Raw genomic sequence first — 26550 nt, forward strand, 5'->3', positions numbered from 1 at the left:
GGGGCCGTAGTTCTATCTGCTCGTATCGTTGATCGATGCCACCAGATGCGTTGAATCACCCCGGAATCAACGTCTGAATCACATGCTCGACGTAGGCTTCGAAATCTTCGCGGGCCTGCTTGGGTTGCTGCAGTTGCAGCGAGAGTTGTAGAAAGCCGACGTAAGCGGCGTAGGCCAGGCGGGCGCGGTGTTGGGCATCGGTGCGGCTGAGGCCGGCCTGGCGGAACGAGGCGATCAGGTAGTCGAGGCGGCGCTGCGAGACACGGTCGATGACCGGGCGTACTGCGGGATGATCCAGTGCCTTGAGCAACTCGCTGTAGATCACATGCGGCTTGACCTCGTGCGCAACCAGCTGGAACAGCGCGCGCAGGCGAGCGCTTGGGTCGGGCACGTCCTCCAGGCTGCCGAACACTTCTTTCTGTTCGAAGATTTCCCAGCGCTCGAGTGCAGCCTGCAAGAGTGCGTCGCGCGAGGGGAAGTGCCAGTAGAAGCTGCCCTTGGTGACGCCCAGACGGCGCGCCAGCGGTTCGACCGCAACGGCGCCCACGCCTTGTTCGGCAATCAGATCCAGCGCAGCCTGCGCCCAATCGTCGGCGCTGAGGCGGTTGCCGCGGCCGGAACTGGCGCGGGGAGTGGCAGGGCTGGATTCGGTGATGTCGTTCATCGTGACGATTTAACCATACGCTCGGGTCGGTTGCAGTATGCATCATCCGCCGATAACGCAAAGCACGGCAATTCAACGGCTTAACCGTCCATACCAGGGAGTATTGACATCCCCCGGGCGGGATCCATACCATTAGGTATGGTCAGCCATCCCTCTAGCCTTGCCGAGACTGCATCCCTTGCTCGCATCAGTGTGGGAGATGCGTCGTTGGCGGTTTCGCGGCGTGGCGCTGGCAATGCGCCCACCGTGTTACTGGCGCATGGGTTCGGGCAGACACGTCATGCCTGGGAAGCGACGGCCACGGCACTGGCGGAGGCCGGCTATCAGGCGCTGTCGTTCGATGCGCGTGGGCATGGCGACTCCAGTATCAATCCTGCGTCCCTGCCCTATTCGGCGGCGCAATTTACCGATGACCTGATCGTGCTGGCGGGTGAGTTGCCCGAGCCACCGGTGCTGGTAGCTGCGTCGATGGGCGGGCTGTTCGGCCTGCTGGCCGAAGCGCGTTGGCCGGGCTTGTTTCGCGCGATTGTGCTGGTGGACATCACGCCACGCTGGGATACCACCGGCGTGGAGCGCATCCTGCGCTTCATGACCGCGCATCCGCAGGGGTTTGCGTCGCTGGATGCGGCCGCCGATGCAATTGCCGCATATCTGCCGCAGCGCCCGCGCAAGAGTGCGGCGCAACTGCAGTTGCTGCTGCGCCAGCGCAGCGACGGGCAATGGCATTGGCATTGGGATCCGCGCCTGGTCAGCGAACTGGCGGGCCAGGATAGCCAGGCGCAGCAACAGGCACTGATGGAGGCTGCCGCACAGGTACGGTGCCCGATGCTGCTGATCAGCGGCGGACGCAGCGATCTGGTCACGCCGCAAACCATCACTGAATTCCTGTCGATCGCCCCGCATGCGCAGCACGTGCAACTGCCGCACGCCACGCACATGCTGGCCGGCGACGACAACACCACGTTTACCGCCACCGTGTTGCATTATCTGGACGCACTTCCCTCGGTTGGCATCAGCACCGCGTCCAACATTACCGAGCATGTCACTGGAGCAAGACCATGAGCATCGTTGCACCGTTCCTCCTCGTCATCCTGGCGGCGGGCATCGCTGCCTATCACCGCATGCGCCTTGCCACGTGGGTCGCGCTGAGCGCCTGCGTGCTGGTGGCGTGCTGGCTGTTGGGGGCCAACCTCACCGCCACCATCGTTGCAGCCGCGCTGGTCGTGCTGATTGCAGCGCCGGTGTTGTTGCCGTTCCTGCGCAAGCCACTGCTGACCACGCCGTTGATGGCGTTCTTCCGCAAGGTGCTGCCGCCGCTCTCGCAGACCGAGCGCATTGCGCTGGAAACCGGCTCGGTCGGTTTCGAGGGCGAGCTGTTCACCGGTGATCCGGACTGGCAGAAGTTGCTCAACTATCCCAAGCCGCAGTTGACCGCCGAAGAGCAGGCGTTCCTGGATGGCCCGGTGGAAGAGCTGTGCAAGATGGTCAACGACTGGGAAATCACCCATGTCCACGCTGACCTGCCGCCGGAGCTGTGGGATTACATCAAGAAGCACAAGTTCTTCGGCATGATCATTCCGAAGCAATACGGCGGCTTGGGTTTCAGTGCGCTGGCGCACCACAAGGTGATCCAGAAGCTGTCGTCGATCTCCAGCGTGGTCAGTTCCACCGTCGGTGTGCCGAACTCGCTCGGGCCGGGTGAGCTGCTGCTGCATTACGGCACGCCGGAACAGAAGGATTATTACCTGCCGCGTCTGGCGGTGGGTGCCGAGGTGCCGTGCTTCGGCCTGACGGGCCCGTTCGCAGGCTCCGATGCCACGTCGATTCCGGATTACGGCATCGTCTGCAAGGGCGAGTGGAACGGCGCCAACGTGCTCGGCGTCAAGCTCACCTTCGACAAGCGTTACATCACCCTGGCGCCGGTGGCGTCGCTGATCGGTCTGGCGTTCCGCGCCTATGATCCGGACGGCCTGATCGGTGACAAGAAGGACATCGGCATCACCCTGGCGCTGCTGCCGCGCGACACCCCCGGGGTGGAGATCGGCCGTCGCCACTTCCCGTTGAATTCGCCATTCCAGAATGGCCCGATCCATGGCGAAGAAGTGTTCATTCCGCTGAGCCAGTTGATCGGCGGCGTGGAGATGGTCGGCAAGGGCTGGAACATGCTCAACGAGTGCCTCGCCGTGGGCCGCTCGATCACTCTGCCCTCCACCGCCAGTGGCGGCGGCAAGTACGCGGCGGTGGTGACCGGTGCGTACGCACGCATCCGCAAGCAGTTCGGCCTGTCGGTTGGCCGTTTCGAGGGCGTGGAAGAAGCGCTGGCGCGTATCGGCGGCAAGGCGTATGCGATCAGCGCACTGGCGCAGGCCACTGCCGCAGCGGTTGATCGTGGCGATGTACCGTCGGTGCCGTCGGCGATTGCCAAGTACCACTGCACCACCATGGGCCGCGAAGTGGTCAGCGACATGATGGATGTGATCGGCGGCAAGGGCATCATCCTGGGGCCGCGCAACTTCGCCGGCCGCGCCTGGCAGGCCGCACCGATCGGTGTGACCGTGGAAGGCGCCAACATCATGACCCGCAGCCTGCTGATCTTCGGCCAGGGCGCGATCCTGTGCCATCCGTGGGTGATGAAGGAAATGAAGGCGGCGCAGGATCCGGATACGCGTCGCGGCCTGGAAGAGTTCGACCAGAGCCTGTTCGGCCATATCCGCTTCGGTATCTCCAACGCCGTGCGCTCGTTCTGGTTCGGCCTGACCGGTGCGCGCATCGGTGCGGCGCCGGGCGATGCGTACACGCGTCGGTTCTTCCGCAAGCTGGATCGTTATTCGGCCAACCTGGCCCTGATGGCCGACGTGTCGATGCTGATGCTGGGCGGCAAGTTGAAGTTCAAGGAGTCGCTGTCCGGTCGCCTGGGCGATGTGCTGAGCCATATCTACATGACCAGCGCGATGCTCAAGCGGTATCACGACGAAGGCGCACCGGCGACCGATCAGCCGCTGCTGGCCTGGGCCTTCCACGACAGCGTGCACAAGATCGAAACCGCGCTGTCGGCGGCACTGCGTAACTTCCCGATCCGCCCGGTGGGCTGGCTGATGTGGGTGCTGATCTTCCCGCTGGGCCGCCGTGCCGAAGCACCGGGCGACCGCCTGGGCCATCGTGTGGCATCGATCCTGATGGCACCTAACGAAGCACGCGATCGCTTGGCACAGGGCGTCTTCCTCACACCATGCGCCAACAATCCGGGCGGCCGTATCGCCAGCTACCTGACCAAGGCCGTGATGGCCGAGCCGGTGGAACGCAAGTTCCTGAAGGCGCTCAAGACCAAGGGTATCGAGGCGTTGGATTTCCCGGCGCAGCTGGACGAAGCCGTGGCCGAGGGCGTGCTCACCCTGGACGAGCGCAAGCTGCTGGAAGAGCTGCGCGAGATCATGATGGACACGATCACCGTGGACGATTTCGATCCGCACGAACTGCGCGCGGCCAGCTTCTACGACAAGCCGCAGGCACAGCAGCCGCGCGAAGCCGCGTAAGGGCAGCAACGAGGAACAAGCACAACGGCGAGCTCAGGCTCGCCGTTGTTGTTTCTGGCGCTTGACCCGTGAGCGCAGGCGAACGTGCCGTTGTCAGCGAGTGGATGGTCACGCCGACTGATCCGGCAGCGTTGATGAGAAGGGGATGAGCGACTCGTCGCGCAGCGTCTTTGCAACGGCGGGCTCAGGCTGGCCGTTGCTGTTCTGAGGTGGCAAATGCGCACTGGCGAATGTGCAAAACGCTGTAGGCATCGCGTGGAGCGATTGCGCCGATGGGTCCGGCCGCGTTTTGTCTCAGAGAGATGCAGGCTTGTTGCACAGCGTCTCTGCGAGCGGATTGTGCTTCGCCACTGTTGTCTCTGGAGCCTGGCGAACGAGTGCTTGCCGCGCGCAAGAGAGCAATCGTCATTGCACCTGCGCTACCGCGCTGATTGGCCTGGCTGTGCATCGCTGCGGAGGTCACTTGGCACCCTGCACAATCTCGTTCGGCGCAACGGGAGGTGATCTCTTTCCACTTCTAGCGCTGGCGTCGCCAGGCAGCAGCACAGCGCCCTACCCGAGCGCCAACGGAAGACACGCTGGAACGCGCCCAGCAAACCGACGATGCGCTGCCAAACTCCCGCCTAACGTGCCCTGCACGCCGGTTGCAGCGCGTCGGCCGCTCACCGCTACCAAAGCAATAGCGACTTCAACCCGGCAACCACAGCAGTGCCAATGCAATCAGCGCCGGCAACGCCTGCACGAAGAAGATGCGGCGATTGACGCTGTAGGCGCCGTAGCAGCCCGCCACCACCACGCAGCCCAGGAAGAAGCCCAGCACGTCGGTGCGGGCCTGCAGCGCGCCCCAGAACAGGCCGGCGGCAAGGAAGCCGTTGTAGAGCCCTTGGTTGGCCGCGAGCACGCGGGTGGCCTGTGCCTTCTCCGGCGTGTTGCGGAACGTCTTCAGGCCCAGTGGGCGCGTCCACAGCACCATCTCCAGGACCAGGATGTAGACGTGCAGCAGCGCAACACACAGGCCGGCAACGATGGCAACGATGGACATAGGGACTGGCTCGATCAAGGTAGGCGCCAGCATAGCGGCGATGACTGGCGTGCGGCTTACTCGCGGATGCGCCTTGCCGCCGCATCGCGTTCGGCGGGGAGCTTGCGTGCCTCATGCAGCACGCCCAGGGCGCCCACCGTCATGCCGCATGCGATCAACACGCCCACACCGAAGACCACACTGGAACCGAACGCCGACACCACCTTGTGGATCCACACAACGCTCAGATCGCCGCCGCGGTAGACCACGGTGTCGATCGTGGCCCCGGCCTTGTAGCGCCATTCGCGATCGACGCGCGTGTACAGCGTCTCGCGCGCCGGCTTGGCCAGGGCAAACTCGCTGGAGCGGGTCATCACCTGCACGATCGCCAGCATCATGGGCAACGGTGAAGCAGACAACACGGCGAATCCGAAGATGATCGCCGCGCCGGGAATCAGCAGCGCGGGTGCAATGCCGAAGCGCGACAACAAGGCCCGCGTGACCAGCAACTGCAGGACCAGCGTGAGCGCATTGACCGCCAGATCGATGTTGGCGTAGTAGGCGGTGCTCGCTGCCGCATCGGTATACAGGCGCCGCACCAGCGCGGCCTGCTCGTTGTACAGCAGCGTGCCAACGCCCACACCAAACACCACCATGACCGCGAGCCAGCGCAGCAGCGGCTCGCGCACGATCAGCTTCAGCCCGCCCAACACGTCGCCGCCCATCGGCACTTCGCCGGAGGTCACCTGGCGCTCCTGCTCGCGTGCGACCGCCCACAGGCGCAGGCGCAAGAGGCATACCACGCACATCCCCAGAAAGCCGGCCGACACCAGCATCAAGTGCGCAATGCCGATCCGCTCCACCAGGGTGCGGGTGAGGATCGGCCCCAGGAACGCGCCGATGGTGCCGGCCGCACCGATATAGCCGTAATAGCTGCGCGCCTCCGCATTGCTGAAGACATCGGCCATGAAGCTCCAGAACACTGCCACGGCGAACAGGTTGAACACCCCCGTCCACAGGAAGAACGCCATTCCGCGCCCGGGCACACCGGTGTCGAACAGCACATAGAACAGCAGCAGCGTGGCGATAAAGAAGCCGTATACCACCGGCAGAAATACGCGGCGCGGGTAGCGGCTCACCAGGGCCCCGTAGATCGGTTGCAAAAGCAGGGTGATCAAAAAGGTGCAGGTAAACAGCACCTGCAAGGTGAAGTCCTTCAGCGGCATGCCGTGTGCACCGAAGAACGCGATCATGCCGGCCGGAAAAATTGCCGCCACATCCGCCGATGCACCCATCGCTTCGCGCACGGGGCGCAGCACGTAGTAGCCGCTGAGCAGGCAGAAGAAGTACAGGAACGACCACGCCAACGGCGGGGAACTGCGCAAAGCACCCGCCAGGTGGGCCACCGATCGACGCGAAGATGACTGGCCGTTCATCGGCATGACAGCGCTCGGTGCGGCGAGCTCGACAACAAGACCATGACAGCGCAGCGCCCGCAGGAAAGCGCGCAAGTTAGCCGATGCACGCGTTCGCAGCCAGCGGCGCCAAGCACTTGCGCGGTTTTAACGGTCCTGGCGAGGCCTGCTCGGCACCTGGGCACGCGGCTTGCAGCTGCCTGATCGTGGCGTCTGCATGCCCGCCCAGGCGCGCTGCATGCGGGCTTTTTCACAAGCAGAATCATCAATAGGATCAATACGATGCCCATTCATCTTCCGGCAGTTTGTGCTATTGCAAAGCGCGGCGCTAGAATCGCCGGAGGCAGTGGAACAGGCGGGAACACCATGACAGAAATACGCAGGCGCCGACGGTTCCGTCCGTTGGCCGTTGGGCTGTTCGGGGCATTGCTGCCTCTGGCGCTTTCTTCCACCGCGCAGACCCCTGCCCTGACTGCCAATAGCTTGCAGCCGGCGACCGCCGCGCAGTCGCCCACTGCTCCGTTGCCTTACCGCACGTCGCTGCCTGCCAGCAGCGTGCTGGCGCCTGCCGCTGGCTTCGATGTGCCTTCGTTCGAGTCGATGGCCGACCAGCTCACCTACGGCAACCGCGTACCTGGCATGGCGATGGCCATCGTGCAGGGCGGCAAGGTGCTCAGCGCGCGCGGCTATGGCGTCACCGACGTCAATCATCCGCAGCCTGTCGACGGCCACACCGTGTTCCGGCTGGCGTCGTTGTCCAAGGCATTTGCCGGCACCATGGCCGGGCTGCTGGTCAACGACGGCGTGCTGCGCTGGGACAGCAAGGTGGTGGACTACGTCCCCGGCTTCCAGCTCAGCGACTCCACTGCCACCCGTCAGCTCACCGTAGCCGAAGTCCTCAGCCACCGCGTCGGCCTGACCCGCAACGCCTACGACCGCGACATCGAATCCAACGCCGACTACTACTCGCTCAGCCACAAGCTGGCAGCCGCGCCACTGCGCTGCGCGCCTGGCGATTGCTATGCCTACCAGAACGTCGCCTTCAGCCTGGTCGGTGATGTGGTGTTCGCGGCATCGGGCAGCTTCTATGAGCAATCAGTGGAGCGCCGCATCTTCAAGCCGCTGGGCATGAACGATGCCAGCATGGGCCTGGCCGGTATCCAGGCCAGCCCGCATTGGGCACGCCCGCATGTGCGCAGCCGCAATGGCTGGGTGTCGCTGACGCCCAAGCCGACCTACTACCGCCTGGCACCGGCCGCCGGCGTCAATGCCAGCGCCAGCGACATGGCGCAGTGGCTGCTCGCCCACACCGGGCATCGCACCGACGTCCTGCCTGCGCCGCTGCTGGCGACATTGCACGCACCGCTGATCTCCACACCGGGCGAAATGCGCTCGGGCTGGCGCCACGAGCGCGTGGACGCAGCCAGCTATGCACTGGGCTGGCGCGTGTTCGACTACGCCGGGCATCAGGTGATCTTCCACGCCGGCGCCGTGCAGGGCTATCGCGGCCTGGTGGCGTTGCTGCCCGAACGCGACCTCGGCATTGCCATCATGTGGAACGGCGAAAGCGGCCTGCCCTCGGGCATGCTGCCGACCATCCTGGATCGCGCGCTTGGCCTGCCGGCCAAGCGTTGGCTGGATATCGATGTGGACGGCGACTTCGGCAGCGAGAACATGCTGGCCGAGCGTCCGGATCCTGCCGGTAAGGGCGCCTCGTCCGGCAAGTCGGTGGCATCGCCGCGCTGACCTGGTGGCTGGATAACGCATAGATCGAAAGGCGGCTTCGGCCGCCTTTTTTGTTGCCTTGTTGGGAGGCGGTGCGATGGATTTCGTGGCAGCCGATCGCTGGCGCTCAGAAGTGGTGCACCAGTGCCTACATGCACGTACGTGGCTGAGGTGCCTGAGGTGCGATGCCAGCCACGGCAAGTGAAGTTGCCGAGCTGGTAGGTGATGCCGTGTCGCTATGCATCCTCGGTAGCCGTGCCTGCAGGATTGGATGGCGGCAGCAGCGGAGGTCGGGTGAAGCATTACTCCATATTGAAATCGGGGGTGTCTTGGTCCTTGATGCTCGGCGTCGGAACTGTTGGTCATCGGCTGGCTGCCAATGCTCCCTGGAAGACTGCGCAGCGGCATCCGCAAAACCCACGACTAGCGACTGGCCTCAGCAGTAGCACATCCCGCAAACAGCCTTGATTGCTTGTCCGCTCGAGAGCGGTCCGATGCCGGTTGGCAGCACGAACGCTGGCCAGACGTGATGCGTCACGACGATCTTGCTGTATTTACATACCTGGTAACCAGCAAGCGCTCAGTGCTTTGCACTCGGCCAAGCGAGCCTGCGCCACTGATGCCTTTAAGAGCGTGCTGATCGGCACGCTCGGTACCGGCTGGCCACTAGCAGCCACCTCCCGAAGCTCATGTTGGCCTGCCACTGGCAGATAGCTCAAAGCCCGTACCGGCTGACCACTGGCAGACAGATGACGAGGCTTGTGTCGTTGGCCTTTGGCAGACAGATTCCGGGGTTGGTGATGGACAGCCACTGGCGGGCAGACCCCGAAGCTCGTGTTGCTGCGAACAGATTCCGCGCCTGATGCTGGAAGGAAGATGCCAATGCCCGCTAGGTAGTGGCGGCGTCACAGCGATGTGCAGGCGGATGCACATCGAGCACTTAGAAAACGACGCCGGTGATGCGATCGGCGGATCGACTCGGGCGATCCACAGCGACTGCAAGGAAGTCGCAGGGGTGGTGCCCAAACTAAGCTGGAGATCGGTCGCTGCAACTACACCTAAGACTAAGAGCTAGCCGCTGGTGATGGGCGATACAGCCGACGCGGAGAAACTCGGCGGTCATTGGTCGGTCCAGTAAAGTACCGCGTCGAGCTGTCGGCAGGCGTGGCTATGGCACCTTGTCGGCTGTGGAACGCAGCCTGCAAGCCCGAGGTGCTCCTCCGTCCCTGGGCTGCAGCCCGTGGCATAGGGCGCGACGTCCTGCGCCGGCTGGGCCTGGAACAGGCCGCACTTGCGCCCTAACGTACTGCCCGCTGCCCTATTGCGCTGCCGATTCGCAGTGTACGAACCCGAGAACCCACAAGCGCGTGCTCCAGCCGCCTGCATCCATCCGCCGCGTCGGCGACGATGCTCTGCCGCGGCAATCCGCCCAACTACATCCGCCTCAATAAAAAAGCTCCCTCCCCGCTGGGCGTCGGGGAGAGAGCTCGATGTTTACGGCGATCGGGTGTTACAAATCAGATCAGCGGTGCCGGGGTTGCGGGCAGCGCGACCGGAGCGGCCTTCTTCTTGCGAGCGGCCGGCTTCTTCTTGGCGACCTTCTTCACAGCAGGCTTCTTGGCAGCAGACTTCTTGGTGGCGGACTTCTTGGTCGCCTTCTTCGGAGCTGCCTTCTTGGCGGTCTTCTTGACGGCCTTCTTGGCGGCAGTCTTCTTGGTCGCCTTCTTTGCAGTCTTCTTCACTGCCTTCTTGGCGGCAGTCTTCTTGGTTGCCTTCTTCGCAGTCTTCTTGACGGCCTTCTTGGCAGCAGTCTTCTTGGTTGCCTTCTTTGCAGTCTTCTTGACGGCCTTCTTGGCGGCGGTCTTCTTCACTGCCTTCTTGGCGGTCGCCTTCTTCGCGACCTTCTTGACGGCCTTCTTGGCGGCAGTCTTCTTCACTGCCTTCTTGGCGGTGGGTTTCTTTTTCGCAGCTTTTTTAGTGGTGGCCATGTGTTTGGCTCCTCGTCAGTGAACTATGGAGTTGGAAAACGCCCAGTTGAAGCAAACCCCGTGACGGCATGCCGTCGTCGGGAACCGTCCGCAGGTGATGCGCGACGGGACGGATACAGAAACACCCGCATCGAACGGCGACACGGGTGCGTGATCGGAACGACCGCTGCGTTTTTTTTGGAGAGAAGCGAACCCGACTCCACCGTTGATGGTGCTTCGGTGGACATCTGGAACAAGCGTGTCGGCCTGATGTCGATTCTGCTCACTCTCTTCCGCAGCAATGTCTGCTGGGCGAAACCTAATCACGCTTTTTTTTACTGTCAACACTCTTTTGCAAATATTTTTCAGTCTGGTGTCGCCACGCGTCGGCAAGCGGCGACGCAAACCGGCGTTGCCGGCGATCACCAACCCCGCATTCGCACAGACGCTTGCGCAGTGGTTTTTTAAAAAGCACTTCTTTTGCGCTGTTTTTTTCATGCATGCCGTTCAAGCACATACGCAGGCACTGCGCGCCAGCAACACGACGCGGTGTCTGCGATGACCGCTGCGCCGCCTGTCCGCCAGCTGAAAATTTTTTTGCCGGCGTTGCCGCTTCCGGCGTCGCACAAGCACAAATGCGCAAACTTCTTGCGCCGTTTTGTACTGCATGCGGTGCGGCACACGCGCACCGATGGAGTCGCATGCGTTGGTTCGCGACATCGGCAATGGCAGTACGACGACCACTTTTTCACCGAGCGCACGCCAACTCCTCACGAGTGGCTCACGCCAGAATTCCGACGCGACGAAAAACGACCGCACACGCCTGACCAACAATCGACCGCCCGCATGTAGCGCATCGGCCGACCATCGCCCGTGACGGATGCGACCGCGATGACATCGATTCGGTCGACCACTGCTCCGCGCGCCGACGCCCTGCACCTGGGCATGCATCACCCCCAGCTAGAAAACGACGGCATGCAGTTCTGTGCTCGGCCGCCGAACCACCGCCCGCCAGGCAAAAAAAATGGCCGCTCGGATGAGCGGCCATCGGGATGCAGCAGGCGGCGCGATCAGTGCGCGTCGTCTTCCAGCAGCTCGGCGTAATCGTCCGGGGCCAGCAGTTCGTTGAGCTGTTCCTTGTCGTCGATCTCCACCACGAAGATCCAGCCTTCGCCGTACGCGTCTTCATTGATGGTTTCCGGCTTGTCGCTCAGCGAGGCATTGACCTCGACGACCGTGCCGGTGACCGGGCTGTAGACGTCGGAGGCGGCCTTGACCGACTCCACCACCGCAGCGCCGTTGCCAGCCTGGACGGTGTCGCCAACGGCTGGCAGTTCGACGTAGACCAGGTCACCCAGCAAGCCTTGCGCGTGGTCGGAGATACCGACGGTGACGCGGCCATTGCCTTCGACGCGGGCCCACTCGTGGGATTTGAGGAACTTGAGGTCGCCAGGGATCTCGCTCATGGGTGTGCTCCGGGAAAACGTAGGGTTCGGGGACAAGGCGCTAGTTTAACCAAGGCCGTGCGTCAGGTGCTGGCATCGCGTGATGGCAATGCCGATGGATCACTGCTGCCGGCCGCGCGAACGACCGGCAGCGGCAGGCTTACGCGCCGAGTACGCCGGGCTGGGCCTGGCCATCGCGCACAAACGGAAACTTCACCGCGCGCAAGGGCACCTGCTTGCCACGGATGTCCACGCGCAGGTCGTCGATGCTGCCGGCCGGCACGCGTGCAAAGGCAATGGCCTTGCCCAGGGTGGGCGAGAACGTGCCGGACAGGATCTCGCCTTCGCCGCCTGCGCTGAGCACCTTCTGGCCGTGACGCAGCACGCCCTTCTCGTCCATGACCACGCCGATCATCTGGCGGGGTGCGCCCTGCGCTTTCTGCGACTCCAGCACGCTGCGGCCGATGAAGTCGCGGCCTTCGTCGAGCGTGATGGTCCAGGCCAGCGCGGCTTCGTACGGAGTGACGTTGTCGTCCATGTCCTGGCCGTAGAGATTCATGCCCGCTTCCAGACGCAAGGTGTCGCGCGCGCCCAGGCCGGCAGGCGCCACGCCATGCGCGAGCAGCGCATTCCAGAACGCGACCGCATCAGCCTGCGGCAACACAATTTCAAAACCGTCCTCACCGGTGTAGCCGGTGCGCGCGAGGAACAACGCAACGCCATCGCGCGTGCGCGTCTGCAGCGCAGCGAAGCGGCCGAGCTTGCTCGCAGCGCTAGCGTCGGCGGGGTCGAGCAGGTCGATCACCTTGCTGCGCGCGTTCGGTCCCTGCACCGCGATCATGGCGAAGTCGGCGCGTTCTTTCACGCGCACCTCGAAGCGTGCGGCCTGTTCGCCGATCCACTGCAGGTCCTTGTCGCGGGTGGCGGCGTTGACCACCAGGCGGAAAAACTCTTCCTGCATGAAGTACACGATCAGGTCGTCGATCACGCCACCCTGCGGGTTGAGCATGCAGGTGTACAAGGCCTTGCCGGAGACCTTGAGCTTGTCGACCGAATTGGCCAGCAGGTAGCGCAAGAACTCGCGCACGCGCACGCCGTGCAGATCGACCACGGTCATGTGGCTGACGTCGAACATGCCGGCGTCGCGACGCACCTGGTGGTGTTCGTCGATCTGCGAGCCGTAGTGGATCGGCATGTCCCAACCGCCGAAGTCGACCATCTTGGCGCCGAGCGCGCGATGGGTGTCGTTGAGGATGGTCTTCTGGGTCATGAGCGCCGGTCCAAGGGAAAGAGGACCATTATCGCCGGCCGGCCACGCTTGGGGGAAACCGCGGATTGCCACTGGCGCAACGCACGGCCGGTGCGTGGGCATCGGGGTGCGTGCGCCGCTTGGACGCACCCGACCAGCGGCGACCGATGAGTTCCCGATTGAGCGGCGTACGGCGCAAGACGGGCGCATCACGCGCCCGTGGGTGGATCAGGTGTTGGGCTGCACCTGCAGGGTCATGCCGTCGACCGCAACGATGCGCACCAGCGCACCGGCGGGAAGATCCGGGCCACTCACTACCCAGAACGCATCGTCCACCTTAGCGCGGCCACGTCCGTCAACGATCGCCTGATCCAGCAGCACACTGCGGCCGATCAACTGTTCGGCGCGCCGGTTGAGCAAGGGCCGATCACTCTGCCGGCCCTTGCCGCGGAACCAGGTGCGATACACCTGGATGGCCACGAAGCTGAGCACCACGAATGCCACGATCTGCAACAGTACCGAGGTGCCGGGCACGGCCAGCACCAGCACGCACACCGCTGCGGCCGCGATGCCCATCCACAGCAGAAACGCGCCGGGCGCCAGCGTCTCGGCGGCGATCAACAGCAGGGCCAGCACTGCCCAGGCGACCACGTCCCAGCGCATCGCTCAGCCTCCCGCGCGCGGCGGTAGTGGCGGCACGTGCACCACCGGCGCGTCGGGCTTGCCTAAGGCCTCCTTGGCCAGCTCGGCGATGCCGGCGATGGAGCCGATGATGCCGCTGGATTCCATCGGCATCAGCACGAACTTCTGGTTGGGCGCGGTGGCCAGTGCCTTGAACGCTTCCACATACTTCTGCGCAACGAAATAGTTGATGGCCTGCACGCTGCCCTGTGCGATCGCATCGGACACCACCTGGGTGGCTTTGGCTTCGGCCTCGGCCAGGCGCTCGCGTGCCTCGGCATCGCGGAACGCGGCTTCCTTGCGGCCTTCGGCTTCGAGCACGGCGGCCTGCTTCTCGCCTTCGGCACGCAGGATTTCCGATTGACGCGAGCCTTCGGCTTCGAGAATCTGCGCGCGCTTCTCGCGCTCGGCCTTCATCTGCCGCGCCATCGAATCGATCAGGTCGCGCGGCGGCTGGATGTCGCGGATCTCGATACGGGTGACCTTGATGCCCCACGGGTTGGTGGCCTGGTCGACCACGCTGAGCAGCTGAGCGTTGATGGTTTCGCGCTGGCTGAGCGATTCGTCCAGGTCCATCGAACCGATCACCGTGCGGATATTGGTCTGCACCAGCGCGATGCTGGCGATTTCCAGATTCGACACTTCATAGGCGGCCTTGGCCGCGTCCAGCACCTGGAAGAACACCACGCCGTCCACGCGCACCACCGCGTTGTCCTTGGTGATGACGTCCTGGCTGGGCACGTCGAGCACCTGTTCCATCATGTTGATCTTGCGGCCCACGCCGTAGACCACCGGAATCAGGAAATGCAGGCCCGGCGTCATCGTGTGGGTGTAGCGGCCGAAGCGCTCCACGGTCCACTCAAATCCCTGCGGCACCATGCGCACCGTCTTGAACAGCACGATGACGCCAGCGACCAGAACCACGATTGCCAAGAACGATGTTGGAAACATGTGTCACTCCTTCCCCGATGCGAACGATCCTTGCCCAAGTATAGGCCTGTGCGTGGGACTGCCCGAATGCGCTGGAAGGCGGGAGGCATGCACGTAGGATCATCGATGGGTGCGATCAGGCAGGCGGCGCATAGGCGCTGCGCATGACCAACCTTACGCGTGTGCGCGGCGCTTGATCAGTACGCGCGTGATCCCCTCGCATGGCGCAGTGCAGCAGCCACGGCGATCTGTCTCGGACTTGCCGAAGGCAGTTCTCGCTGCGACGCATAAGAAGGTGTGGAGAGATACCGCCTCAACGTGCAGCGCGATGGCGAGGCACTGCATGCCTGTGGCCCAGACGCACGAGCGCACTCAACCGGAGCGCGGCGAGAACATGATGATGGCCATGCCCAGCAGGCAGCAGCCGGCGCCGAGCAGATCCCACCGCGTGGGCGTCACCCGGTCCACCCACCACAGCCACAGCAGTGCGGTGGCGATGTAGACGCCACCATAGGCCGCATACACGCGGCCGCTGGCGGCCGGGTGCAAGGTCAACAACCAGACGAACACCGCCAGGCTGAGTGCCGCCGGCAACAGCAGCCACACGCTGCCGCCTTTGCGCAGCCAAAGATAAGGAAGGTAGCAACCCACCAATTCGGCCACCGCGGTGGCCACGAACAACAGCAGCGTGGTCAGCGCCACGCTCACTGCGCGGCGGGCTCGTCACGCTTGACGCGTTGCCACAACGCTTCCTGTTCGCTCAGCGATAGCGCGTCCAGCGCGGTACCGTCGGCCTGGGCATATGCCTCCATCGCGCGGAAGCGACGCTCGAATTTCAGGTTGGCGTGGCGCAACGCCGCGCCAACATTCACCTTGGCGTGCCGGGCCAGGTTGGCGCAGACAAACAGCACATCGCCCAACTCGTCTTCCAGTCGCGCCTGGTTATCGGCGACCGGGCCACGCGCAAACTCCACGCGCAGCTCATCGATTTCTTCCTGCAGTTTTTCCAGCACCGGCGCCGGGCCGGGCCAGTCGAAACCGACCCGCGCCGCGCGCGACTGCAGCTTGGTGGCACGCTGCCACTCCGGCAGCCCGCGTGCGATGCCGGCCAGCGCGGAACTGTCTTTCTCTCCCGCCGCACGGCGCTCCTCGCGCTTGATCTGTTCCCAGTTGACGCTCACCGCCTGCGCGCCATCCACCTGCTGCGCGCCGAAGACATGCGGATGGCGACGCACCAGCTTGTCGCTGATGCTGGCGACCACGTCGGCAAACCCGAAGGCACCTTGCTCGGACGCCATCTGCGCGTGGAAGACCACCTGCAACAACAGGTCGCCCAATTCGTCCTGCAGGCCGGGCAGGTCGTGGCGATCGATCGCGTCGGCCACTTCGTAGGCTTCTTCGATGGTGTACGGCGCAATCGTGGCGAAGGTCTGTTCGACATCCCACGGGCAGCCCTGCTCGCGGTCGCGCAGGCGCGCCATCAGCTGCAGCAGGTGCGCGATATCGCCGCTGGAAGGAGGTTGGCTCATTGGATCTCTCGTTGGGTGCGGCGGGGCGGCAGGCTTACACCAGCCAGTCGCGCCACGGCAGGCCGGGGTCGCCCAGGGCGATGAAGTCGCCATTGAGCAAGGTGTCGCGGCGGTTGTAGCGGAACGGCTTGCCGGTGCCGGCCGCGAGCAACGCGCCACCGGCGGCATGCAGCACGCACTGGCCAGCGGCGGTGTCCCACTCGGAGGTGGGACCGAAGCGCGGGTACACATCCAGCTCGCCTTCGGCGATGCGGCAGAACTTCAATGAGGAACCCTGCGCCACCACGTCGATCTGGCCCATGCGTTCCAGCGCTGCGGCTGTGCGTGCATCGCGATGCGAGCGGCTGGCGGCGACCCGCAGCGGGGCAGCAGCGGGCGTGCGCGAATGCAGCATTTCGTCGCGGTCGCCATCGCGGCGGTAGGCGTTCTCACCGCGCGCCGCATACCAGACCCGTCCATCGACCGGCGCCTGCACTACGCCGAGCACCGGCGCGCCCATGTGGATCAGGGCGATGTTGACGCTGAACTCGCCGTTGCGCTTGACGAACTCGCGCGTGCCATCCAGCGGGTCGACCAGCCAATAGCTGGTCCAGTACTGGCGTTCTTCCCAGGCCACGTGGACAGACTCTTCCGACAACACCGGCACATCCGGCGTGACCCGGCGCAAGCCTTCCACGATGACGCGGTTGGCGGCCAGGTCGGCCTGGGTCAACGGGCTGGCGTCGGCCTTGATCTCGACAGCGAAATCCTGCGCGTACACCTCCATGATGGCGTCGCCGGCCTGGCGCGCGATCGCGATCACGGTCTCGCGCAATTCCATCGGGATGCGGATCATGGGTTGCGCTCCAGCCACTCGCGCGCAATGAACAGGGCCGCCAGGGAGCGGCCCTCGGAGAAGTCTTCGCGCAGCATCAGTTCGTCCAGGCGTGCCAAGGGCCAGGGGATGACATCCAGTTCTTCGGGTTCGTCGCCGGGCAGACGCTCGGGGTAGAGGTCGCGCGCCAGCACCAGCCAGGATTGGTGACTCATATAAGTAGGAGCAAGCGTCATGGCGCGCAGCACCTGCACCTGGCGCGCGCCGTAGCCGGCTTCTTCCTTGAGCTCGCGGTCGGCGGCCTGCTCGGGCGTCTCGCCGGCATCGATGCGGCCCTTGACCAGGCCCAGCTCGTAGCGGTGCACGCCAGCGGCGTACTCGCGTACCAGCAGCACGGTCTGCGCATCGAGCATCGGCACCACCACCACCGCGCCGTGGCCCTGGCTGAGCTGACGTTCGTACAGGCGCCGCTCGCCGTTGGAAAATTCCAGATCCAGCTGCTGACGCCGGAACGGCCCTTCGCCCAGATCGGTGATCTTGTGGATGGTCGGCAGACGCGTGCTCATGCGCAGCACGCAGCGGCGGAGCCGGCCGATAGAATAGGCAGATGCATCGACATGTTCATGAGCCCGAAATCCTAGCAGACCCGGCAGCCTTCGAAGCTGCCGAACATTGGCGGCAACGCGATCTTGCGGTGGTGTGGCACCCCTGCACCCAGATGCGCGAGCACCCGCACACACTACCCCTGGTGCCGATCGCACGTGGCGACGGCGCCTGGCTGATCGGCCACGATGGCCGCCACTATCTGGATGCGGTCAGCAGCTGGTGGACCAACCTGTTTGGACACGCCGAACCGCGCATCGGCGCGGCCATCGCGCAGCAGGCCGGCAGGTTGGAACAGGTGATGCTGGCCGGCTTCACGCATGCGCCCGCCGTGCAACTGGCCGAGCGGCTGTTGGCCATCGCGCCGCGCCAGCCCGACCGCGCGCCACTGGCCAAGGTGTTCTACGCCGACAATGGCTCGGCCGGGGTGGAAGTCGCCTTGAAGATGGCCTTCCACTATTTCCACAACCGTGACGAGCACCGCCGCACGCGTTTCATCGCGCTGGAGAACGGTTACCACGGCGAGACCATCGGTGCGCTGTCGGTGGGCGACATTCCGCTGTACCGCCGCGTGTACGCGCCGCTGTTGCTGGAATCGATCTTCGCGCCTTCGCCCGATGCGTACCTGGCCGAGCCGGGACAGAGCGCCGAGGACTACGCGTTGCAGGCGGCCGATGCACTGCAGCATCTGCTGGAGCAATCCCCGGGCGAAATCTGCGCCTTGATCCTGGAGCCGCGGGTGCAGTGCGCCGGCGGCATGCGCATGTATCACCCGGCCTACCTGCGCCGCGCGCGCGAACTGTGCGATGCGCATGGCGTGTTCCTGATCGCCGACGAGATCGCCACCGGCTTTGGCCGCACCGGCACCTTGTTCGCCTGCGAACAGGCCGGCGTGATGCCGGATCTGTTGTGCCTGTCGAAAGGACTCACCGGTGGCTTCCTGCCCCTGTCGGCGGTACTGGCCACGCAGCAGCTGTATGACGCGTTTCTGGATGACTCGCGCGAGCGCGCCTTCCTGCATTCGCACAGCTACACCGGCAACCCGCTGGCGTGTGCGGCGGCGCTGGCGACGCTGCAGATCTTCGCCGACGACGACATCATTGCGCGTAACCAACGTACCGCTGCACACATGACCCAGCTCGCTGCGCAGATCGGCGAGCACAGCGCGGTGGCCGACGTGCGCCAGGCCGGCATGATCGTGGCCTTCGAGCTCACCCAGGGCGGCGACAAGCGCACGCCCTTCCCCGCCGCCGCGCGCGTGGGCCTGCAGGCCTACCGCGCTGCATTGGCACGTGGCGTGGTGCTGCGCCCGTTGGGCGACGTGCTGTACTGGATGCCGCCGTATTGCGTGGACGACGCACAGCTTGCGCTGCTTGCCGACACCACCCGCCACGCCATCGCCAAGGCCGTTGCATGCGCCTGACCCGTTCGTATGTTGCATTGCCGCTGCACAGCGGCGGCGATGTCACGCTGCCGGAGGAATCGGCCAACCACCTGCTGCGTGTGCTGCGGCTGCGCGAAGGCGATGCCTGCGTGCTGTTCAATGGCGACGGCAGTGACTACCACGCACGCATCACCGTGGCCGGCAAGCGCGAGGCGCGGGCTGTGGTCGAGCGCGTCGAGGCAGTGAGCAACGAACCGCCGCTGGCAATCACCCTGCTGCAGGGCATTGCGCGCGGCGAGAAGATGGACCTGATTCTGCAGAAAGCCACCGAGCTCGGCGTGACAGCGGTCGTGCCGGTCAATGCCGAGCGCACCGAGGTGAAGTTGGATGCCGCGCGCCTGGAAAAACGCATGGCGCATTGGCGCAGCGTGATTGTCTCGGCCTGCGAGCAATCCGGGCGCGCACGCATTCCCTCGCTGGCACCGCCTTCCTCGCTGCAGGACGCCGCGCGTGCAAGCGATGCACAGGCGCTGCGGTTGACGCTGGACCCGCACGGCGAACATCGCCTGGGCACGCTGGCGGTGCAGCCCGGGCAAGAGCTGATTGTGGCGATTGGCCCGGAAGGCGGCTGGTCACCGCGCGACCGCACAACGCTGGGCGAGGCCGGCTTTACCGGCTTGCGCCTGGGTCCCCGCATCCTGCGCACCGAAACCGCGGGATTGGCAGCGATTGCGGCGCTGCAGTCGCGATTTGGGGATTTGTAGGGCCGGTTGTTCGTGTGTGTGCGGCACTGGCCAGGCACGCCCTGTCAGGGCTACGTTTCTGTAGGAGCGCGCTCGGGCGCGAGGGCGTTATCGGTAGAGCCTCATCGCGCCCGAGGGCGCTCCTACGATGTGCTGTGACTTTCCTGCTTACTTATCCCTGCTTACCTATCAAAGCCGCGCATCTCGACATCGGCATCAGCGGGTTGCGTGATGACGGCGCGCAGCAGTCGAATTGGGAATCTTAGGGCGGACTTCAGCCAGGCACGTACCGCGCTGACCAAGCATTCCGCGGACCAGGCGCTGGCTGTGAGGCGATCCGCTCTTATGTAGGAGCGCCCTTGGGCGCGAGGGCTCTACCGGTAGAGCTTCATCGCGCCCGAGAGCGCTCCTACGTGTGTCCGGCTACACCAGGCGCGTGGTAGCGCTGCGTACCGAACGCATGCTGCCTCCGCGCCCCGCGAAACCCGGGCGCTTAGCGGCCGTGCTGCAGGAACCAGCTGGCGGCACCGATCACGCCAAGCTGGCCATGTTCGACGATGCGCACCGGCACCTGCTCCAGCGCAGGGCGCAGCGGGCCCTTGTCGAGCAAGCGGGCAGCGAAGTCGCTGCGGGCGATGAAGTCGGCAATCTGCGGCAGGAAACCACCGGCCAGATACACACCGCTGCGCACGCCGTACAACAGCATCATGTCGCCGACCACGCTGCCCATGAAACCGCAGAACGTCTGCAGCGCCTCGTGCGCCAGCACGTCGTCACCCGCCAGTGCTGCGGCAGTGACCGCAGCCGGGGTGGCGTGCACCGCCGGCGCGTCGCGCAGCGTGGCCAGCGCGGTATACAGCGTGAGCAAGCCCGGGCCGGAGAGAAAGTGTTCGGTCGCCACATGGGTGCGCGTGCGGCGCAACTCCTGCAGCAAGGCCACTTCCAGATCGCTGGCTGCCGCCAGTGCGGCGTGGCCGGCCTCGGTCGGCAGCACCACCGAGTTCCCCCCATTGGGAATCCACAGCGCCGCGCCCAGGCCAGTGCCCGGGCCGAGCACCAATGCCGGGCCAGGAGCGCCCTGGGCGGGGCCGGACAGCTGCATGACCTGATTGCCGGTCATGTAATTGGCCGCGTAGGCGACCGCTTCGAAATCGTTGACCAGGTGCAAGGCCTGCATGCCGAGCTGCTGGCGGATCTGCTCCGGCGCCAGCACCCACGGCAGATTGGCGGTGATCACACGGCCATCTTCCAGTGCATACCCGGCGCTGGCGATCACGCCACGGCGCACCGGCGCGCAGGACAGCTCGGCAAAGAACGCGGCCATGATCTCGGCCAGGCCCGGGTAATCAGCGCAGCGGTACTTGCGGTAATCCAGCACGGTGACCGGCTTGCGCGGATCGTTGCTCTCGCAGGCCAGCGCCAGGCGCACATGCGTTCCTCCGACATCGGCGGCAACGAAGGTTTCGGGGCGCGGAAATGCCACCGCTTCCATTGGGCTGCTTGCGCTCACGCATTCTCCTGATAAGTGGCAGCGGGGCCGACATCGTCCTGCTGGCCGACGAACGGCGAGCGGGTAGACAACGTTGTCAGCAATCGTCCTGTAACGCAACCGTCGCGCGCGTACTGCGTCGCGCGCGCGGCAAATTCCATCATCCAACAAATATCAGCGCTGGTAATGGTGATTCCGGCACAAACTTTAGTGATGTCGGCTTGAATTGCACATCAGCCATAGAAACGGCCGATGGCTGCACACATCGCGTGCGGCCCAATTGCGCAGCGCCGCTGGCGTTCCGCAAACCACCGCACAAAAATGCTGCATTGCAGCGCAATCGCAGCCACTTCAGAGATCTGTGACGATGTGTTGACAACGCTGTCAACGCTACGCGAGACTCGATTCAAATCGGAGTTCAGGCAGGAGGGGCCATGGACTGTTTTACGACTGTACGGATTGGCGCGCCCCTCGCCCGGAACATCCAGATTTGCGAGCCACGCGTCATGGGGCGCTGCACTCGCAGATGTCGCGTTCGCTCCACTGCACCACCACACGGGGGACACCTCCTCTACCACGCGAATTACCGCAGCCGCACTTCGCCCGAAGTTCGGTCAGGCGATCACCGCGATCGGTCAGGGCGTGTTGTTTTGCCGGCCACGCCGAGCGCGTTGCGCCTCACCACGGGCCATCCGCGCTCAAAGCACTAACCAACGAGGTTTAGCCATGCACAGCCGCACCACGACGTTAGCATTCTGTATTACCGCCGCCCTGTACTACTCCGGCGCTGCCATGGCTGCCGGACAAGAACAGCAAGCCGCTCCGCAAGCTGCTCCAAACGCGCCCTCGTCCACCACCGAGCTGGACACGATCACCGTCACCGGCTACCGCGCTTCGCTGGAGAAGAGCCAGGCGGTCAAGCGCTCGGCCAACTCGATCGTCGACGCCATCAGCGCCGAAGACATCGGCAAGTTCCCGGACATCAATGCGGCAGAATCGCTCTCGCATCTGCCGGGCATCAGCGTCGACCGCCAGTTCGGCGAAGGCGAAAAGGTCAGCATCAACGGCACCGACCCGGCATTGAACCGCGTGCTGCTCAATGGCCAGACCATCGCCTCCGGCGACTGGGGCGGCAACCCGACCGACACCAGCGGCCGTACCTTCAACTACACGCTGCTGTCGCCGGAAATCATCGGCCTGATGGAGGTCTACAAGACCCCCGAGGCGCGCATCGACGAAGGCTCGATCGGCGGCACCGTGATCGTGCACACCCGCAAGCCGCTGGACCTGCCCAAGAACACCATCCGCGGCTCGATCGGCTACAACTACAACGATCGCTCGGAAGAAGGTAACCCGCGCGGCTCGGCGTTGTGGAGCTGGAAGAACGACGACGAAACCTTCGGCGCGTTGATCTCCGCCACGCACGACAAGCAGGACCTGGCACGCGCCGGTATCGAATACTTCGGCTACACCACCGGTGCCAACATCCCCGCCAGCGCCACCATCACCGGCGACGGCAGCGATGTGGCCACCGCCCGCGTGCCGGCCGGCATCAGCAGTGCATTCTTCCAGCAGACCCGCGAGCGCAGCGGCCTGCAGGGTGCATTGCAGTGGAAGCCCAACGAGCAGAACGAGTTCAACCTGACCGGTCTGTACATCAAGGGCAAGTACAACAACTTCAGCCAGGCGCGCTATGTCTGCCCGAACTGTTCTTCTCCGGCAGCCGATGGGTCGCTGGACGCGAACGGAAACCAGGTCCAGATCAACAATATGCGTCTGATCGATAGGGCGACAGTACAGGATGGCGTGGTCACGTCTGCAAATTTCGCCGATAACGGTCTTGCCCAACCCTATTCGCAGCTGGACACGATCTATCGCGAAAGTACTGTTACCACCAAAAGCCTGAACCTGCGTCACGACTGGTCGGGCGAAAAGTGGGTCTTCACCACGCAGGGTGGTTACACCGAGGCGACGGGTGGCAAGAACCCCGAATACCTGATGAAGTACCTGATGCAGGATGGCGGCTATAACTACGCCTTTGATGGCCGCAACACTGCGGTCAATTATGAGAATGGTGGCGCGGCCAACTGGGTGTTACCGGGCAATCCGGCAGGCCTGGCACCAGGTCAGGTGGGTAATGTTCCCGGTACAGGGACGCCTATCATGCAGGCCGGCGGTATCGCCTACCAGAAGAGCAAGGACGACGAAAAGTACTTCCAGTGGGACGCCTCGCGCGACCTGGAATGGGGCCCGTTCACCAAGCTGCAGTTCGGCTACAAGTACATCAACCACAACAATGGCGTAGAGGCACGCGGCAATCGCATCAACTCCACCGACGCAGTGTCGTTGACGCAGTTCAATCCCGGCAGAACGCCCAGCAGCCTGTACGACGGTTTGGGTGCCAGTGGCGATCTCACCAACTGGTCGACCGCGAGTCTGGATTCGGTGCGCAACTATCTATTGTCGCAGCCGCAGGGTCCGTACCTCACCGACTTCGGCGCCTCGTTCCAGGTCAAGGAAATCACCCAGAACGTCTACACGCAGTTGAACTTCGAATCCGGCCAGTGGCGCGGTAACGTCGGCGTGCGCCTGGTCGACACAACCAATAAATCCGAGTTCTGGCAGAGCAACGACGGCGGCGCCAACTTCGACCGTGTGGCCGAAACCAACGATTACCGCAAAGCACTGCCAAGCTTCAATATCGCCTATGACGTTACCGACGATGCCGTGCTGCGCTTCTCGGCGGCCAAGGTGATTGCACGTCCGCGTTATGCCGACCTGGCGGGCACGTTCACCATCAACAGCGGTACCGGTGACCTGACTGCCAACGGCGGCAACCCGGATCTGAAGCCGTACGAATCCACCAACTACGATCTGGCGGCCGAGTGGTATTTCGCCCCGTCCAGCATGTTGTCCGGTGAAGTGTTCTATCGCGACATCAGCTCCTACATCGTAAGCACTACCACCACGCAGCCGTTGAATCCGGCACCGCCGGCCCGGCCGGGCGATTACCAGGTCACCACGCCGGTCAACGTGTCGGACGCCAAGGTCACCGGCGTGTCGGTCAACTACCAGCAGACCTTCGGTCTGGGTTTTGGCTTGCAGGCCAACTACACCTTTGCCGAATCCGATTCCAGCTCCGGCTTGAACCTGCCGTACCTGTCGCGCGATACCTACAACGTGATTCCGTACTGGGAACACGGCGACTGGACGGTGCGCGTGAACTACAGCTACCGCTCGAAGTACTTCACCCAGATCGGTCGCCTGCAGTCGCGTGACTTTGCAGATGCCTACAAGCAGCTGGATTTGAACGCCTCGTATCAGATCACCGATTACATGGGCATCACCTTCGGCGCGACCAACCTGCTGGATTCCACCTACCGGGTCTTCAGCAACACGCGTGATACCCCGACCGCGTTCTACAAGAACGGCCGCGGCTACCAGGCACAGCTCAACTTCAAGTTCTGATGGTGTGACGGCGCGCCACCGACCCTCCACGGTGGCGCGCCTTTTTTTCTGTCGTTGCATGGGGCAACGACAGTGCATGCAGTGCACATTGAGTGGACCTGGCCATCGCCCTTCGCTGAAGGATGATGGCCAGTCCCGCTTCCGCAACCACGGGCCGGATGCCTGATGCCGGTGCGTCTTTGCCCACAGGAGTGCAGTTCCCATGACGACCGATAGCCGCCTTGCGGCTCCATCCCGCCGCCACGCCGGAGCTGCACCCAGAACGCGAATGCTCGCGCTCGGTCTGTTGCTCGCGTTGCCTGCCGCCACGCTCAGCGCTGCGCAATCGCCCACCGCGCCGACCGCCACCACGCTCAGCCCCGAGGTCATCGACCAGCAGTGGCTCGACGCCACCGCGCAGTACGCGCCCGAACGCGCACGGCTGGTGCGCGAAGCGCAAGCCGGCGCGCGCAAGGGGCCGTTCCGCCCTGACTGGGCCGCATTGAAGGCGTATCAATCGCCTGCGTGGTACGACAACGCCAAGTTCGGCATCTTCATTCACTGGGGCGTGTTTTCGGTGCCGGCCTTCGGCAGCGAATGGTATTCGCGCAACATGTATCTGGAAGGCTCCAAGGAATTCGCGCACCACGTGGCGACCTATGGCCCGCAGGCCAGCAGCGGCTACAAGGACCTGATTCCCAAGTTCACCGCACCCAAGTTCGACCCCACTGGCTGGGCCAAGCTGTTCCGTGAATCCGGTGCGCGCTACGTGGTGCCGGTGGCCGAGCATCACGATGGCTTTGCGTTGTACGACTCGAAGTTGTCCGATTGGACGGCGATGAAGATGGGGCCCAAGCGCGACCTGCTGGGCGAGTTGTCCACCGCGATCCGTGCGCAGGGCCTGCACTTCGGGCTGTCCTCTCACCGCGCCGAGCACAACTGGTTCTTCGATGGCGGGCGCAAGTTCGATTCGGACGTCAACGACCCGCGCTATGCGGCTCTGTATGGCCCCGCGCAGGTGCGCCTGCCCGGCAAGGACGACGCCGACGTCGCCAACGACTGGACGCCGGTGTCGCAGGCGTGGCTGGACGACTGGCTGGCGCGCACCACCGAGTTGATCGATGTCTACCAGCCGGACCTGATCTATTTCGATTGGTGGATCGCCCATCCCACCTTCCGCAGCAGCCTGCCGACCATGCTGGCGTACTACTACAACCAGGGCGCGGCGCGGACCGAAGCCGACCGTGGCGTGGTGGTGAACTACAAGCTGGGTGCGTTCCCCGAAGGCGCCGGCACGCTGGATATCGAGCGCGGCCAGCTCACCGGCATCCACCCCACGCATTGGCAGACCGACACCTCGGTGAGCAATGCGTCGTGGGGCTACATCGAAAACGACACCTACAAGTCGCCCACCTTCATCATCCACATGCTGGCCGATGTGGTGGCCAAGAACGGCAACCTGATGCTCAACATCGGCCCGCGCGCCGATGGCTCCATCCCCGACACCGAGCGCGGCATCCTGCTTTCGATCGGCAAGTGGCTCAAGACCAATGGCGGCGCGATCTACGACAGCAAGCCGTGGCGCGTGTATGGCGAAGGCCCCACCGAAGTGGTGGGCGGCACCTTCCAGGACGTCAAGACCAAGCCGTACACGGCTGAAGATTTCCGCTTCACCACCCGCGATGGCGCGCTATATGCCATCGAACTGGGCTGGCCGGCCGATGGCAAGGCGGTGATCCGCTCGCTCACCGCCGCCGATGGCGTGCGCGGGGTGACGCTGCTGGCCAATGGCAAAAAGGTTCCCTTCGAACAACAGGCCGATGGCTTGCACCTGCGGCTGCCGGCCAAGCCGGTCGGCGAAAGCGCCTACGTGTTCCGCATCGACCTTGCGCCCTCTTCCACTCCCTGACG

At 64.3% G+C, this 26550-nt stretch carries 23 protein-coding genes; 9 read left to right on the forward strand and 14 right to left on the reverse strand.

What is annotated here, in order from left to right:
- Window positions 1-55: 55 nt before the first annotated feature.
- Window positions 56-664, reverse strand: coding sequence for a TetR/AcrR family transcriptional regulator (locus tag XCC_RS14860; RefSeq protein WP_011037993.1), 609 nt, complete (start codon window positions 662-664; stop codon window positions 56-58).
- A gap of 138 nt (window positions 665-802) precedes the next feature.
- On the opposite strand from XCC_RS14860, the gene XCC_RS14865 reads away from it, so the two are divergent.
- Both XCC_RS14865 and XCC_RS14870 read left to right on the forward strand, forming a co-directional pair.
- A complete protein-coding gene (locus tag XCC_RS14865) occupies window positions 803-1726 on the forward strand; it encodes an alpha/beta fold hydrolase (protein ID WP_029628891.1) in 924 nt (307 codons plus the stop codon).
- The gene (locus XCC_RS14870) at window positions 1723-4197 is read left to right on the forward strand and encodes an acyl-CoA dehydrogenase (RefSeq protein WP_011037995.1); all 2475 of its coding nucleotides are present in this window, start codon (window positions 1723-1725) and stop codon (window positions 4195-4197) included. The genes XCC_RS14865 and XCC_RS14870 overlap by 4 nt, the downstream gene beginning before the upstream one ends.
- 688 nt (window positions 4198-4885) lie before the next feature.
- Here XCC_RS14870 and XCC_RS14875 read toward each other — a convergent pair.
- On the reverse strand, window positions 4886-5239 hold the full coding sequence (locus XCC_RS14875; protein WP_011037996.1) for a DUF1304 domain-containing protein: 354 nt from the start codon (window positions 5237-5239) through the stop codon (window positions 4886-4888).
- Between the two features lie 56 nt (window positions 5240-5295).
- Window positions 5296-6660, reverse strand: coding sequence for an NTP/NDP exchange transporter (locus XCC_RS14880; protein ID WP_011037997.1), 1365 nt, complete (start codon window positions 6658-6660; stop codon window positions 5296-5298).
- Between the two features lie 375 nt (window positions 6661-7035).
- Here XCC_RS14880 and XCC_RS14885 point away from each other — a divergent pair, with 375 nt between their 5' ends.
- Window positions 7036-8379: a serine hydrolase domain-containing protein gene (locus XCC_RS14885; RefSeq protein WP_014508534.1), complete on the forward strand. Its 1344-nt coding sequence runs from the start codon at window positions 7036-7038 to the stop codon at window positions 8377-8379.
- Between the two features lie 1548 nt (window positions 8380-9927).
- Complete coding sequence (locus tag XCC_RS22440; protein WP_020372506.1) at window positions 9928-10368, forward strand: hypothetical protein; 441 nt, start codon at window positions 9928-9930, stop codon at window positions 10366-10368.
- Here the strand turns inward: XCC_RS22440 and XCC_RS14895 are convergent.
- On the reverse strand, window positions 10362-10823 hold the full coding sequence (locus tag XCC_RS14895) for a hypothetical protein (RefSeq protein ID WP_129588912.1): 462 nt from the start codon (window positions 10821-10823) through the stop codon (window positions 10362-10364). The two genes, XCC_RS22440 and XCC_RS14895, sit on opposite strands and share 7 nt — an antisense overlap.
- 60 nt (window positions 10824-10883) lie before the next feature.
- Between XCC_RS14895 and XCC_RS22255 the strand changes: the two genes are divergently transcribed.
- Window positions 10884-11177, forward strand: a complete 294-nt coding sequence (locus tag XCC_RS22255) for a hypothetical protein (RefSeq protein ID WP_075287632.1) — start codon at window positions 10884-10886, stop codon at window positions 11175-11177.
- A 218-nt stretch (window positions 11178-11395) separates the two neighbouring features.
- Here the strand turns inward: XCC_RS22255 and gcvH are convergent, their stop codons facing one another.
- The 8 genes from gcvH to nudE all read right to left on the reverse strand — a co-directional run bounded on the left by gcvH (window position 11396) and on the right by nudE (window position 17539).
- Window positions 11396-11791: a glycine cleavage system protein GcvH gene (gene gcvH / locus XCC_RS14900; protein WP_011038001.1), complete on the reverse strand. Its 396-nt coding sequence runs from the start codon at window positions 11789-11791 to the stop codon at window positions 11396-11398.
- Window positions 11792-11930: 139 nt separating this feature from the next.
- Window positions 11931-13040, reverse strand: coding sequence for a glycine cleavage system aminomethyltransferase GcvT (gcvT, locus tag XCC_RS14905; protein ID WP_011038002.1), 1110 nt, complete (start codon window positions 13038-13040; stop codon window positions 11931-11933).
- 207 nt (window positions 13041-13247) lie between these two features.
- On the reverse strand, window positions 13248-13682 hold the full coding sequence (locus XCC_RS14910) for an NfeD family protein (RefSeq protein ID WP_011038003.1): 435 nt from the start codon (window positions 13680-13682) through the stop codon (window positions 13248-13250).
- A gap of 3 nt (window positions 13683-13685) precedes the next feature.
- Window positions 13686-14651, reverse strand: a complete 966-nt coding sequence (locus tag XCC_RS14915; RefSeq protein WP_011038004.1) for an SPFH domain-containing protein — start codon at window positions 14649-14651, stop codon at window positions 13686-13688.
- Window positions 14652-15002: 351 nt separating this feature from the next.
- Window positions 15003-15338, reverse strand: a complete 336-nt coding sequence (locus tag XCC_RS14920) for a YnfA family protein (protein WP_011038005.1) — start codon at window positions 15336-15338, stop codon at window positions 15003-15005.
- Window positions 15335-16159: a nucleoside triphosphate pyrophosphohydrolase gene (gene mazG / locus XCC_RS14925; RefSeq protein WP_011038006.1), complete on the reverse strand. Its 825-nt coding sequence runs from the start codon at window positions 16157-16159 to the stop codon at window positions 15335-15337. Before mazG ends, XCC_RS14920 begins: the two co-directional genes overlap by 4 nt.
- A 34-nt stretch (window positions 16160-16193) precedes the next feature.
- On the reverse strand, window positions 16194-16994 hold the full coding sequence (cysQ, locus tag XCC_RS14930; RefSeq protein ID WP_011038007.1) for a 3'(2'),5'-bisphosphate nucleotidase CysQ: 801 nt from the start codon (window positions 16992-16994) through the stop codon (window positions 16194-16196).
- Window positions 16991-17539 (reverse strand): ADP compounds hydrolase NudE, encoded by a 549-nt coding sequence (nudE, locus tag XCC_RS14935; RefSeq protein ID WP_029216848.1) that lies wholly within the window; start codon window positions 17537-17539, stop codon window positions 16991-16993. Before nudE ends, cysQ begins: the two co-directional genes overlap by 4 nt.
- 41 nt (window positions 17540-17580) lie before the next feature.
- Here nudE and bioA point away from each other — a divergent pair, with 41 nt between their 5' ends.
- The gene (gene bioA, locus XCC_RS14940) at window positions 17581-18999 is read left to right on the forward strand and encodes an adenosylmethionine--8-amino-7-oxononanoate transaminase (protein WP_011038009.1); all 1419 of its coding nucleotides are present in this window, start codon (window positions 17581-17583) and stop codon (window positions 18997-18999) included.
- Window positions 18990-19724, forward strand: a complete 735-nt coding sequence (locus tag XCC_RS14945) for a 16S rRNA (uracil(1498)-N(3))-methyltransferase (protein ID WP_011038010.1) — start codon at window positions 18990-18992, stop codon at window positions 19722-19724. Before bioA ends, XCC_RS14945 begins: the two co-directional genes overlap by 10 nt.
- A 472-nt stretch (window positions 19725-20196) precedes the next feature.
- Here XCC_RS14945 and XCC_RS14950 read toward each other — a convergent pair whose 3' ends face one another.
- On the reverse strand, window positions 20197-21195 hold the full coding sequence (locus XCC_RS14950) for a glucokinase family protein (RefSeq protein WP_029216849.1): 999 nt from the start codon (window positions 21193-21195) through the stop codon (window positions 20197-20199).
- 14 nt (window positions 21196-21209) lie between these two features.
- Window positions 21210-21356 carry a hypothetical protein gene (locus tag XCC_RS22260; RefSeq protein WP_016944149.1) on the reverse strand — a complete coding sequence of 49 codons (147 nt, stop codon included), beginning with the start codon at window positions 21354-21356 and terminating at the stop codon, window positions 21210-21212.
- Window positions 21357-21918: 562 nt separating this feature from the next.
- On the opposite strand from XCC_RS22260, the gene XCC_RS14955 reads away from it, so the two are divergent.
- Complete coding sequence (locus XCC_RS14955; RefSeq protein WP_011038012.1) at window positions 21919-24660, forward strand: TonB-dependent receptor; 2742 nt, start codon at window positions 21919-21921, stop codon at window positions 24658-24660.
- A 202-nt stretch (window positions 24661-24862) separates the two neighbouring features.
- Window positions 24863-26548, forward strand: a complete 1686-nt coding sequence (locus XCC_RS14960) for an alpha-L-fucosidase (protein WP_011038013.1) — start codon at window positions 24863-24865, stop codon at window positions 26546-26548.
- Window positions 26549-26550: the final 2 nt, after the last annotated feature.

This window comes from Xanthomonas campestris pv. campestris str. ATCC 33913, from assembly GCF_000007145.1.
Taxonomy (GTDB): domain Bacteria; phylum Pseudomonadota; class Gammaproteobacteria; order Xanthomonadales; family Xanthomonadaceae; genus Xanthomonas; species Xanthomonas campestris.